The sequence below is a fragment of the Nocardia sp. NPDC056000 genome (genome assembly GCF_042269265.1).
Taxonomy (GTDB): domain Bacteria; phylum Actinomycetota; class Actinomycetes; order Mycobacteriales; family Mycobacteriaceae; genus Nocardia.
The window spans coordinates 302,596-315,164 of sequence record NZ_JBHJXS010000006.1; the positions used below are offsets into that span (position 1 = coordinate 302,596).

The window sequence follows — 12,569 nt, forward strand, 5'->3', positions numbered from 1 at the left end:
TGTTCGACCATCAGATGTTCACCCGACCGCGGAGAGGTAATCGCTGTAGAACAGGCCCAGACCGATCGCCGACGCCATGCCGGCCAGCAACCAGAACCGGATGATCACCGTGGTTTCCGCCCACCCTGATAATTCGAAGTGGTGGTGGAACGGCGCCATCTTGAACAATCGGTTCCGCGTGGTGCGGAATACCGCCACCTGGAGAATCACCGAGGCGGCCTCGGCGACGAAGAGCGCGCCGATCACGATCATCAATAGTTCGGTGCGGGTGGTCACCGATAGGCCCGCGAGCAGACCGCCCAGCGCGAGCGAACCGGTATCACCCATGAAGATCTTGGCGGGCGCGGCATTCCACCAGAGGAAGCCGATGCACGCGGCACCACCCGCGGCGCACACCAGCGCCAGATCCAGCGGATCGCGCACGTTGTAGCAGCCCGCCTCGGGATGCGTGGTGCAGGCATTGCGCCACTGCCAGAAGGTGATGATCATGTACGCGCCCAGCACCAGCGAGATGGAACCGGCCGCGAGACCGTCCAGGCCGTCGGTCAGGTTGACCGCGTTGGACCAGGCCACCACCACCAGGCTGACGAACAGCAGGAAGACCACCACGCTCATCGACACGGTGGCGATATCGCGGGTGTACGACAGGTGCCTGCTGGCCGGGGTCAACCCGTTCGCGCCTTTGAATTGCAGTGCCAGCACACCGAAGATGACCGCCGAGGCCAACTGTCCGATGTACTTGCCCGCCGCGGTGAGCCCGAGATTGCGCTGTTTGCGCAGTTTGATCATGTCGTCCAGGAAGCCGACCGCGCCCAGCGCGGTGGCCAGGCCCATGACCAGCAGACCGGACGCCGACGGGCCGGGCTCGCCGTAGCTCATCGAAATCAGGTGTGAGCCAAGGTAACCCGCCCACATACCGGCCAGGATCGCCACGCCGCCCATGGTGGGGGTGCCGCGCTTGGCCTTGTGACTCTCCGGGCCGTCGACCCGAATCTCCTGGCCGAAGCCCTGTTTGGCGAACCAGCTGATCACCGCGGGGGTGAGCAGAATCGAGACGGCGAGCGCGATGGCCGCCGACAAGAGAATCTGAGTCATCGCGCGGCCTCCAGCAGATGCTCGGCAACGGTCCAGAGCCCCACCGACTTCGACGCCTTCACCAGCACCACATCACCCGGTTCCAGTTCGGCGTCGAGAATCTCGATCGCGGCTCGCAGGTCGGGCACCAGTATCGACTCTTCACCCCAGGAACCCTCCATCACCGCCCCCTGATGCATACCGTGCGAGGGCCGCCCGGTCCCGACCACTATGAGCCGGTCCACGTCCAAGCGCACGACGAGACGGCCGATGCGATCGTGTTCGATCACCGAATCGTCGCCCAGCTCACCCATTTCGCCGAGGACGGCCCAGCTGCGGCGGCGGCCGATCTCGCGGCCCTGCCCGTCCGCACCGGCCGCGCGGGACATGGTGACCAGCGCCTTGAGCGCGGCGCGCACCGAATCCGGGTTGGCGTTGTAGGAGTCGTTGATGACGGTCACGCCGTCGGGGCGGGTGCGCACATCCATGCGGCGGGCCGAGGCGGCGCTGGCACCGGAGAGTGCCCGCGCCACCGTCTCCAGCGACGCGCCCTGGTTCAGGGCCACCGCCGCGGCGGTCAACGCGTTGCCGACCTGGTGTTCACCGTGCACGGCGAGTCGGATCTCGATGGATTCGCCGTTGTGGTGCAGCGTGAATCGGGCCCGCGCCTGCTCGTCCATCCGGACGTCGGTGGCGCGCACATCGGCGTTCGCGGCCATACCCACGGTGACCACGCGGGCCTGTGTGCGTGCGGCCATCTTGGCGACGAGGTGGTCGTCGAGGTTCAGCACGGCGAGGCCGTCGGCCGGAAGGGCTTCGACCAGTTCGCCTTTGGTCTGGGCGATGACTTCCTGACTGCCGAATTCGCCCAGGTGCGCGGTGCCGACATTGAGCACCGCGCCGACCGCGGGCGGCGCGATCTCGGTGAGCGCCTTGATATGTCCGGGTCCGCGCGCGGAGAGCTCCAGCACCAGATAGCGGGTATTCGCATCGGCGCGCAGCGCGGTCCACGGGTGGCCGAGCTCATTGTTGAACGATCCGGGCGGGGCGACAACCTCGCCGAGCGGGGCCAGCACGGCCGCCAGCAGATCCTTGGTGGAGGTCTTACCCGCCGAACCGGTCACACCCACCACGGTGAGCGTGCCCGCCGCCGCGAGCCGATCGACGCTGGCGCGCGCCAGCTTGGCCAGCGCGCCGAGCACCGCCGCACCGGAACCGTCGGTGTCGTACGCCAGCGCGATGGCGCGGCTGGCATGCGGTTGCGGCGTCACCACGATGGCGGGGACACCGACCGGGCGCGCGGCCAGCACGGCCACCGCTCCGGCCGCCACCGCGCGTTCGGCGAAATCGTGACCGTCGGCCTTCTCACCCGGCAGCGCCAGGAACAGGTCACCGGAAGTGATTCGGCGCGAATCGAATTCGACCGCTCCGGTGACCGTCGCATCGGGGTCGGGGACGTCGTGCAGCGTGCCGCCGACAATGTCCGCGATCTCCCGCAAAGTCATCTCGATCATGAATGTGTCAGGTCCCTCGTCCTTCGCGACAAGGCCGCCGCGAGCACCTCGCGGTCGTCGAACGGATACTTCACTCCCGAAATCTCCTGCCCTGTTTCATGTCCCTTGCCCGCGACCAGCAGCACATCGCCGGGTTGCGCCCAGTCGACGGCGGCGGCAATGGCCTGCGCCCGGTCCCCGACCTCCCGGACCTCTCCGCGTTCATCCGGCGCAACCGCATCGGCTCCGGCACGGACCGCGGCGCGGATGGCCGCAGGCTCCTCACTGCGTGGATTGTCATCGGTGATGATGAGCAGATCGGCGCCGCGCGCTCCGGCCGCACCCATGAGGGGGCGTTTACCGGCATCGCGATCACCACCCGCGCCGACCACCACGGCCAGGCGTCCGTGCCCCTGTTCGGCCAGCAGCGCACGCAGGGTCGCCACCACCGATTCGATGGCCGCGGGCTTGTGCGCGTAGTCGACCACGGCCAGGAAATCCTGTCCGCGCTCCACCCGCTGCATCCGGCCGGGCACATCGACTTCACCCAAAGCCGCTGCGGCGGTGCCGACTTCGGCTCCGGCGGCGGCGCAGACGGCGAGTGCGAGCAGCCCGTTGGCGATGTTGTACGCGCCCGGAAGCCGCAGGCTCACATCGGCTTTCACGCCCGGGCCGGATGCCTCGAACCGCTGGCTCGCCGCGCCCGGGACGGCCACACCGGCCACCCAATCCGCTTGTACGCCAGGGGTTGTCGTCACCGTCACCAGTTCCGGGCTGCCGTCCGCGAGCGCGGCCACGGTCACGTCACCGGCCAGCCGGACGCCCCATTCGTCATCGATGCACAGCACCGCTGTCGCGGCGGGCACGACGGCCGAATCACCGGCCACGAACAGGCGGCGCTTGGCGGCGAAGTAATCCTCGAAATCGGCGTGGAAGTCGAGGTGATCCTGGGAGAGATTGGTGAACGCGCCCACCGCGAAGGCCACCCCATCCACCCGGCCCAGCGCCAGCGCGTGACTGGAGACCTCCATGACGACCGCCTGCACACCCTGCTCCACCATGACGGCGAACATGGCGTGCAATTGCGGGGCCTCGGGGGTGGTCAGCGCCGACGGCACCCGCTGCCCGCCGATACGCGTTTCGATGGTGCCGATCAGCGCGGTGCGGAATCCGGCCGCGGCCAGTCCCGCCTCCACCAGATACGAGGTGGTGGTCTTGCCCGAGGTGCCGGTGATGCCGATGATGCGCAGCGTGCGAGACGGATCACCGTAAAGGGCCGAGGACAATTCGCCGAGCACCGAGCGCGGGGCATCGTGCACCAGCACCGGCACGCCGATCTCGCCGATCAGTTCCGCGCCCGCCGGATCGGTGAACACGGCGACCGCACCACGCTCGACCGCATCGTGCGCGAAACGCGCGCCGTGCGCCTGCGCACCGGCCAGACCGGTGAACAGATCACCCGGCCGGACCGCGTTCGAACGCTGCTCGATACCGGTGATCTGCACATCCGCCGGAATTCCGGCCGCACCGGCCGGACGGGCGTTCGTGAGCTCGGCGACCGTGCGCAGGGCGGTCACCGGCGGTGCGGCGGGCCGAAGTACCTGCGGACTGTCTTGCGCGGGCACGAAGCTCCTCTCCGGGACGGTGTTCATCGAAGGTCATAGGTGCGAATCCGGTACTCGGACTCGGATCGACGTGTCAGGTTACCTGTGTTCGGTCACCGTGCGATCGGCACGCCGGAGTTCGGTCACCCGCCCCGGCGCGAGCCGGGCGCGGTGTACGTCACGTCCATCGCCTATCCGCTCTAACTCGCCTGCAGAATCAGCTGTTTGGCCGGTGGTGACGGCGGCACCCGATCGCGTTGCAGCGCCCAGGACGCGATGGCGTGGAACAGCGGCGCGGCCGATCCGCCACCGCTGCCGTCGGAGCTGCGCACGGGTGCGTCGAGCATCATGCCGATCACATAGCGCGGATTGTCGGCGGGGGCCATACCGGCGAACGTGATCCAGTAGCGGTCGGTCGAATAGCACCGGCACTTCTGATCGATCTGCTGCGCGGTACCGGTCTTACCCGCCACCTGATAGCCCTCGATGGCCGCCGGACTGCCGGTACCCGACTGGATTCCGCGCGGATCCTTCTGCACCACGGCCTGGAACATCTGCCGCAGCGTCTGCGCGGTCTGCGGGCTCACCACCTTGACCCCGTCCGGCTGCTCCTCCTCGGTGCGACGGCCGTCCGGGGCGATCTTGGCCTTGACGATGCGCGGCGGAATCCGCACGCCGTCATTGGCGATGGCCTGGTACATGGCCGTCATCTGCAGCGTCGTCATCGAAAGACCCTGGCCGATGGGAAGATTCGCGAAGGTCGAACCGGACCACTGATCACGCGGCGGCAGTACGCCGGCGCTCTCACCGGGCAGGCCGACACCGGTGCGCTGACCCAGGCCGAACTTCTTGAGCATGTCGAAATAGCGGTCCTCGCCCACGCGCTGAGCCAGCATGAGCGTGCCCACATTGGAGGACTTACCGAAGATGCCGGTCGTCGTATACGGGGCCACCCCGTGCTCCCAGGCATCGTGCACGGTGACGCCGCCCAGGCTGATCGCGCCCGGAACCTCATGTACCTCATCGGGATTGGTGAGTCCGTATTCGATGGCGGCGGCCGCGGTGACGATCTTGTTCACCGAACCGGGCTCGTACACCTCGGCCACCGAGGGATTGCCCAGATCCGATTGCGCCCAGGACTGCGGGCCCATCGCGGGATTGAAGGTGTTGTCATTGGCCATCGCCAGCACCTGGCCGGTATGCGCGTCCAGCACCACCGCCGACGCGGCCTGCGCACCGGACATATCCTTGGCCTGCTGCACCTGCTGCTGCACGTAGTACTGCAGATCCTGATCCAGGGTGAGCTCGACGCCGTAACCGTTCACCGCGGGCACCTGATCACGCCAACTGCCCGGAATGACCGCGCCGTCCGAACCGCGGTCGTAGGTCATGGAACCGTCCGAACCGGCGAGGATCGCGTCCATCGCCGATTCCAGGCCGATCTGCCCGTGCCCGTCCCAGCCGGTCGCGCCGATCATATTGGCGGCCAGCGAACCACCGGGATACTCACGCATATCCTGGCGCTCGGTGCCGACCTCCGGGAACTGGAGATTGATATCGGCCGCGATGCGCGGATCCACATTGCGCACCAGATACGCGAACGGCTCATCACTGCGCAGCTTGGTCAGCAGATCCTTCTCCGGAGCCGCGTTGCCCAGCTTGTCGTGAATGTATTTCGCGATGGCCTGCAGGCGATCATCCGGTTCCGGCTTCTTCGGATCCTTGTCATGCGCCTCGGCCAGATCCTTGCGCACCTTCACCGGCTGGAAGGTCAGCGCCTTCGCGGCGATGGTGAAGGCGAGCGAATTGCCGTAGCGATCGGTGATCGGACCGCGCTTGGCCGGATCCGGCAACTTCACGGTGCGCTGACTGGCCGCCTGCGCCGAGAGCATGGGCGCGGAAAAGCTTTGGATCCAGAGCAATTGGCCCGCGGTCACCAGCAGGGCCAGCAGCATGAGCACCCGGCCCACCCCGAACCGGAATCGCGTGGAGCCGTCCATACCCGCGGCGGTGCGCGGTCTGGCGCTGCGCCCCGGTCCGGAACCCGCACGGCCGGAGCCGGATCGGCTGCGCGCGGCGGCCGCCCGTCCCCGGCCGGAATCACGACCGCCGCGCACCGCGCGGGAAGAACTCATCGAGGCGTTCCATTCGGCGCGGCCTGCAGCGCCGGGGACTGCGACGCCGGATTCTGCGGCGCGGTAGCCGGATTGGGCGCGGTGGTCGGCGGTGTCGTGGTCACCGGCACCGGACGCTCGCCCTGGGTCTGCACCGCACGCGGCGCGGTCGGGGGCGGGGCCGAGGGTGTGGTGTTCAACGGCGGCACCGGACCGCCCTGTGCGGGCTTGGGCTCACCGATCACGATGACCTGACCATCGGGCCCCACCACCAGGCGGGCCGGATCCTTGGCCGGGATCATGCCGAGTTCGGCTGCGCGCTGGGCCAATTCGGGGGCCGAATCGGCCGCTTCCACCTCGCGCTGCAAGGCCGCCTTCTCATCGGAGAGTTGCTCATTGCCGCGCCGGGCCGCGCCCAGCTGATAGCTGTCCTCGGTGGCGCGGGTGGTGAGCAGCAGCGTCAGCGCCAGCCCGCAGCCCAGCAGCGCGATAATGGTGGCCACGAACGACATGCGGCCACGCGGTGCGTCCGCACCGCCCATCCGCCGCAGCACCGGCGGCAATTCCGCGCGCTCCCGGCTCTTACGGCGGGCATAGGCGCGTTGTGCCGCACCCGATTTCACGTGTTCGGCGGCCTGTGCCCGGCGCGCCCCCCGGCCGGTGCTCTGCGTCTTGATGGTCATAGGGCGGCCCCGTTCCACGACGGGCGTGCGTGCCACCTCCGAGTCCGGTATTCCCGGACGGGCGTTGCCCGCCACTCCCCGGCCGTGTCCGCTCGCCGATTCCGCACTTGCCCGCTCATTGCGCAACCTCCCCTGCGATACGCTCCGCCGCCCGCATGCGCACCGGAGCGGCCCGCGGATTGTCTTCGATCTCCTGCTCGGTGGCTTTTTCCGCGCCCCGGGTCAGCAGCTTGAATTCCGGTCCCATTCCGGGCAATTCGACCGGCAGGTCAATGGGGGTGCGCGAAGCCGTGCGCTTGGCCAGCTCCGCCTTGACCACCCGATCCTCCAGGGACTGGTAGCTCATGAACACGATCCGGCCGCCGGGCGCGAGCGCGTCCAGCGCGGCGGGCACCGCGGCTTCGAGGGATTCCAGCTCGCGATTCACCTCGACGCGCAACGCCTGGAACGTGCGCTTGGCGGGATGACCGCCGGTGCGGCGGGCCGCGGCCGGAATGGTGGCGTACAGCACCTCCACCAGCTGGGCGCTGGTGGTGAACGGTGTTTTCTGCCTGCGGCGCAACACTTCCGAGGCGATCTTGCCCGCGAAGCGTTCCTCACCGTAGACCTTCAGCACCCGGGCCAGATCGCCGTGGCTGTAGGTATTGAGCACATCGGCCGCGGTGGGGCCGGTGCTGGAATCCATCCGCATATCCAGCGGGGCGTCGATCGAATAGGCGAAACCGCGATCGGCCTCGTCCAATTGCATGGAGGACACGCCGAGGTCCATGAGAATCGCGCGCACGGAACCGGTAGGCGGCAGCCCGGCCTCTTCGAGGGCGTCGGCGATACCGTCATACCTGGTGTGCACCAGCGTGATTCGGTCCTGGAACGGGCTTAGTCGCTCCCCCGCCAGTTTCAGCGCCTCGGTATCTCTATCGAGTCCGACCAGGCGGATATTGGGGTAGGTGCGCAGGAAGTGTTCGGCATGACCACCGAGGCCCAGCGTGCAGTCCACATAGACGGCTCCGTCGAGACCCAAAGCGGGACCGAGGATTTCGTCGGCGCGATCGAGGAGAACCGGGACATGGCGGGGGCCGTCATTGCCTGGGTGCACCTTCGACCTCCCGGACCTCACATTCGTCGCACGGCCGCTGACGGGTCGCTTGCGATTCGGACTAAGCACTGAATCGATGGCCAATGCCCCAGGGTCTCTGACCGAAGCGCGGCACCTGGCGTTGGGGAAGTACGTCAGGGTCCGCGTCGGGCAGAGGCCGCAGGGCACTCGCCTCGCTGTGGGCTAGAAAATTCCGCCCAGCGACTCGTCTCTGGCCTGCGAGTAATCCTCCTCATGCTCGGCGAGGTAGCTCTCCCACGCCGTCTTGTCCCAAATTTCGAGGAAGTCGACCGAGCCGATCACCACGCAATCCTTCGAGAGGTTCGCGTAGCGACGATGCTCAGCCGACAACATGATGCGTCCCTGTGCGTCCGGACGCTGTTCATCCGAGGAGGCGGCCAGGTTCCGGACGAACGCGCGAGCCTGCGGATTGCTTCGGGACGCGGCGGCGGCTCGCCGCGCGAGCGCGGTGAACTCTTCCTTCGGATACACGGCAAGGCTGTGGTCTTGACCCTTCGTGACCATCAACCCTCCCGCCAAATCGTCCCGGAACTTCGCAGGCAACGTGAGTCGCCCTTTGTCGTCCAGTCGAGGGGTATAGGTACCGAGGAACAAGTCCCAGCACCTCCTACCGGATCACCCTCTCGACTGTTCGGCCTCCTGTAGTGCGCGCTCCACATTACCCCACTTTCCCCCACTTTCAATCGAAAGCGGCGGTGATCTCGGTCCCCGCTTGGCGAACTTCGCAGGTCACACCAGCTATCACACGGGTGGGGAACTTTCCCCGCAGTTCCCCCGACACGCGCGGCACGCGGCGGGCAGGACCCGACAACAGTCAGCAAACCCGCAGATAGCGCGCATTTCCGGCGAGTGTGGGTGAGCGTGGGGGAAACCCGTGGGGGGAGGTGGGGAAGGCCGGGAGGGCATCGACACGCCGTTCAACTTCCACAAGAAACGCCGTGGCGCCACACCTCAAATCGGTGTGGCGCCACGGCGTGTCGCTCTTGTTTCAGTTAGCCGAACAGCCGCCCCTAGTAGTAAGGAGCGGACCGATCAGTTGTCCTGCTCGAACCGGCGGCGGAACCGGTCTTCCATACGAGATGAGAACCCGCCCGACTTCTTCGGCCGGCCCTGGCCGCCGCCAGGACCGTTGCCCGACGACGGATGACCATCACTGCCGCGGCCACCCTGGGACTTCATCCCAGGGCCACCGGTCAGCAACAGCACACCCGCGCCGAACATGACGATGAATCCGATCAAACTGATGATCGGGAAGTCGCCCAGCTTGATGGGCGCGGCGATGCCTGCCACGAGCAGGAACAGACCAAGGACGAACAAAGCCGCCGACTGAAGTCTGCGCCGGCCGGTGGCGGATCGTAAGCGTCCGCCCCGAACCGTCGAGGCGAACTTGGGGTCCTCAGCATAGAGCGCGCTCTCGATTTGTTCGAGCATGCGCTGCTCGTGCTCGGAGAGTGGCACGGTACCTCCCCCGGCACTAGGTGGTGGCGGTCGCCTCCGGGTAAGCGACAGATAGCCGACGTTGGCGGCTGTCTGCCACCAATAATACGAGTTCGATCAGGTACCTACCACCTACTCGCCGATAGTCATGCCAGCATTCCGGCAACCCAGCCCGTACCGGGACCCAATCGTGATGCCTGGGCCAGCAGATCTTCCACATCGTGCAGGAATGCGCCTACCCGCGAAGAGAACTCGTCGGCGCGCCGATCATCGACCGGACGGGGCAATCCGGCCTCCAAAGCGGCCCGCGTTTCGGACTGCGCGCTGAAGTAGTCGGCCCACATGACGAATTCCGGTGCGGCGGCCTGCATCATGACCCAGGCATTGCGGGAACGCGCCCGGGGCGCGCGATCCGCGCCCGTGAGCGCCAGCACCGCGCCCGCCCCGCGCAATGCCGCCAGATAGGCCGTTCGGAAGCGCTCGGCCGGATCCTGTTCCCCCGCGGCCTGCATCAACAGGCCGTCCGCACGCCGTAGCAGTTCACCGGCGCGCCCGGGATGGGCCGGACGTTGGTTTCTACCGGACATCGGGTACCTCCCCACTCGCATACCCCGACTCCACGGGACCCCCTCAGGGCGAGAAGAGCCTCCAGAAAGATCGAACAGGTATTCGAAGGTTTCAATTGAGTCTGACTCTAAAGACACCCACCGACAAGTTCCGGCGCTCGACCACGCGGCAACGCCAGGCGAGAACGGCGCTATCGTCGGACCATCCGTCCGCGCCAACGAGAGCTGCGCCTGCCCGATGACCGCCGTCACCCCCAACACCACGCCCGCACCCGTCGTCGTCGATCTGTCGGCGGCGACCATGCGCGTCCGGCTGCATGACGCCCTCTCGGTATACGTCGCGGCGATGGACTATCCGCGCGGTACCGAACATCAGCGCGCGCCCATGTGGACCGAGCACACCACCCGGCCCGGCTGGCAGGCCGTGGCGGCGGTGCTACCCGATGACGACGGGCGCCTGGACCTGCGCACCGCGCCGATCGTGGCCATCGCCTACGGGTATCACGGTGCCGCGCACCAGTGGTGGCATCAGCAGGTGTACAGCGGTATGCGGCGCACCGGATGGCCGGAACACGCTGCGCGCGAACTGCTTTCGAACTACTTCGAATTGACCGAACTGCATGTGCATCCGGCCGCACAGGGTCGCGGCATCGGAGAGATATTGCTCACCCGGCTGCTGCAGAACCGGCCCGAGCGCATGGTGCTGCTGTCCACCCCGGAGGTCGACGCCGAGGCGAACCGGGCGTGGAAGCTGTATCGCCGGCAGGGATTCGGGGACGTTGTCAGACATTTCATCTTCTCGGGCGACACGCGCAAGTTCGCGGTGCTCGGGCGGCGGCTGCCGCTGTGAGTGTGCTGATCATCGGGTCGGGGCACAACGCACTGGTCGCGGCCTGTTATCTGGCGCGGGACGGGCATCGGGTGGAGGTGCTCGAGCGCGATACCGTGCTCGGCGGGGCCGTGTCGACGGTTGAGCGGTTTCCCGGACATCAGGTGGATCGCGGATCGTCGGCGCACATCATGATCCGGCATACCGGGATCATCGAGGAACTCGAACTCGCGAAGTTCGGGCTGCGGTATATCGACTGTGATCCTTGGGCTTTCGCGCCCGCGCCGCCCGGGGTGGACGTGCCGCCGATCGTGTTCCATCGCGATGTGGAGGCGACCTGCGCGTCCATCGCGGCCGCGTGCGGGGCGCGCGATGCCGCCGCCTATCGAGAATTCGTCCGGGTGTGGGGACCGCGGACCGCGCGGGTCATGCGGAGTTTTTCCGGTGCACCCACTCCGGGACGATTATTGAAGTCGTTCTGGGGGCTGGACGCGAAAGGCGGCGGGAGCGCGCTGTCGCGGGAGTTCCTGCAGAGCGGAGACGCGCTGCTGGACAGTTATTTCGACGATGAGCGGCTCAAAGCGGCGCTGGCGTGGTGGGGTGCGCAATCCGGGCCGCCCATGTCCGAGCCCGGCTCCGCGCCCATGGTCGGGTTCGCGGCGCTCATGCATACGCTGCCGCCCGGACGGGCGGTCGGCGGTAGTGGGGCCTTGACGACCGCCCTCGCGGCGCGATTGCGGGCCGATGGCGGGGTGATCAACCCCGGGGATGCCGCGGTGTCGCTGGCACGGTCCGGGAAGGGCTGGCGGGTCGAGACCGCGAGCGGGCGAAACCTGTACGCGGACACCGTGATCGCGGGATCGCACATTCTCACCACGCTGAAACTGTTGGAGCAGGGCGGTTTCGACGCGGACACCCTCGACGACTGGCGACGCCGCATCCGGGTGGGCCCGGGCATCGGCATGGTGGTGCGCGCAGCCACCACCGCACTACCCGAGTACCCGGGCGCGAAAACCGGCGAATCCGCCCACGGCCTGCAACTTCTCGTAACCGATCGCCGCCACCTGCGCCGCGCCCACGGTGCCGCGCTCGCCGGTGATCTGCCACCGCGCCCGGTCGTGCTCGCCATGAGTTTCAGCGCCCTCGACCCGAGTATCGCCCCGCCCGGGGAACATCAACTGTCGCTCTGGGCGCAATGGCATCCCTACGCATTGGCCGACGGCAGCTCCTGGAGCGCCCACGCCGACCGCGAAGGCGACCGCATCATCGCCGAAGTCGACGCGCACGCACCGGGTTTCGCCGCCACCGTCCGCGACCGCTTCGTGCAGACCCCCGCCGACCTGGAACGCGAAATGGGCCTGCTCGGCGGCAATGTCATGCACGTCGAGATGTCTCTGGACCAGATGTTCATGTGGCGACCCCTGCCCGAACTCTCGCACCACAAAGTCCCGGGCGCACCCGGCCTCTATCTCACTGGCGCGTCCACCCACCCGGGCGGCGGCGTCTCCGGCGCGAGCGGTCGCAGCGTCGCCCGCGTGATCCAGCGCGACCTGCGGCCTACTCGACTGCGCCTGCCCCGCCGATGAGTGGCGACCTATCCCCGGCACGAATGGAATCGAGTCGGACCACCACCGATGCCGAGGGAATTGAAG

The 12,569-nt window shown here is 67.6% G+C and carries 11 protein-coding genes; 2 read left to right on the plus strand and 9 right to left on the minus strand.

The features are described from left to right. Nucleotides 1-18: 18 nt before the first annotated feature. The 9 genes from mraY to ACFC4D_RS19995 form a co-directional block, all read right to left on the minus strand. Complete coding sequence (mraY, locus tag ACFC4D_RS19955; protein WP_364643688.1) at nucleotides 19-1,095, minus strand: phospho-N-acetylmuramoyl-pentapeptide-transferase; 1,077 nt, start codon at nucleotides 1,093-1,095, stop codon at nucleotides 19-21. Next, entirely contained in the window at nucleotides 1,092-2,588 is a 1,497-nt protein-coding gene (murF, locus tag ACFC4D_RS19960) for a UDP-N-acetylmuramoyl-tripeptide--D-alanyl-D-alanine ligase (RefSeq protein WP_376065234.1), read from the minus strand. Before murF ends, mraY begins: the two co-directional genes overlap by 4 nt. After that, complete coding sequence (locus ACFC4D_RS19965) at nucleotides 2,585-4,219, minus strand: UDP-N-acetylmuramoyl-L-alanyl-D-glutamate--2,6-diaminopimelate ligase (RefSeq protein ID WP_376065237.1); 1,635 nt, start codon at nucleotides 4,217-4,219, stop codon at nucleotides 2,585-2,587. Before ACFC4D_RS19965 ends, murF begins: the two co-directional genes overlap by 4 nt. Nucleotides 4,220-4,371: 152 nt before the next feature. Next, on the minus strand, nucleotides 4,372-6,306 hold the full coding sequence (locus tag ACFC4D_RS19970; RefSeq protein WP_376065238.1) for a peptidoglycan D,D-transpeptidase FtsI family protein: 1,935 nt from the start codon (nucleotides 6,304-6,306) through the stop codon (nucleotides 4,372-4,374). Further along, nucleotides 6,303-6,968 (minus strand): hypothetical protein, encoded by a 666-nt coding sequence (locus tag ACFC4D_RS19975; protein WP_364643698.1) that lies wholly within the window; start codon nucleotides 6,966-6,968, stop codon nucleotides 6,303-6,305. Before ACFC4D_RS19975 ends, ACFC4D_RS19970 begins: the two co-directional genes overlap by 4 nt. Before the next feature lie 115 nt (nucleotides 6,969-7,083). Beyond that, entirely contained in the window at nucleotides 7,084-8,085 is a 1,002-nt protein-coding gene (rsmH, locus tag ACFC4D_RS19980; protein ID WP_364643701.1) for a 16S rRNA (cytosine(1402)-N(4))-methyltransferase RsmH, read from the minus strand. A 162-nt stretch (nucleotides 8,086-8,247) separates the two neighbouring features. Further along, nucleotides 8,248-8,679, minus strand: coding sequence for a division/cell wall cluster transcriptional repressor MraZ (gene mraZ / locus ACFC4D_RS19985; protein ID WP_364643704.1), 432 nt, complete (start codon nucleotides 8,677-8,679; stop codon nucleotides 8,248-8,250). Nucleotides 8,680-9,117: 438 nt separating this feature from the next. After that, complete coding sequence (locus ACFC4D_RS19990) at nucleotides 9,118-9,543, minus strand: DUF3040 domain-containing protein (protein ID WP_364643707.1); 426 nt, start codon at nucleotides 9,541-9,543, stop codon at nucleotides 9,118-9,120. 125 nt (nucleotides 9,544-9,668) lie between these two features. Beyond that, nucleotides 9,669-10,109 carry an SAV_6107 family HEPN domain-containing protein gene (locus ACFC4D_RS19995; protein WP_364643709.1) on the minus strand — a complete coding sequence of 147 codons (441 nt, stop codon included), beginning with the start codon at nucleotides 10,107-10,109 and terminating at the stop codon, nucleotides 9,669-9,671. A gap of 217 nt (nucleotides 10,110-10,326) precedes the next feature. Here ACFC4D_RS19995 and ACFC4D_RS20000 point away from each other — a divergent pair, with 217 nt between their 5' ends. Together ACFC4D_RS20000 and ACFC4D_RS20005 are read left to right on the plus strand one after the other, a co-directional pair. Then, a complete protein-coding gene (locus ACFC4D_RS20000) occupies nucleotides 10,327-10,938 on the plus strand; it encodes a GNAT family N-acetyltransferase (RefSeq protein ID WP_375968089.1) in 612 nt (203 codons plus the stop codon). Next, complete coding sequence (locus ACFC4D_RS20005; protein ID WP_376065241.1) at nucleotides 10,935-12,503, plus strand: phytoene desaturase family protein; 1,569 nt, start codon at nucleotides 10,935-10,937, stop codon at nucleotides 12,501-12,503. The genes ACFC4D_RS20000 and ACFC4D_RS20005 overlap by 4 nt, the downstream gene beginning before the upstream one ends. The last annotated feature ends 66 nt before the right edge of the window (nucleotides 12,504-12,569 follow it).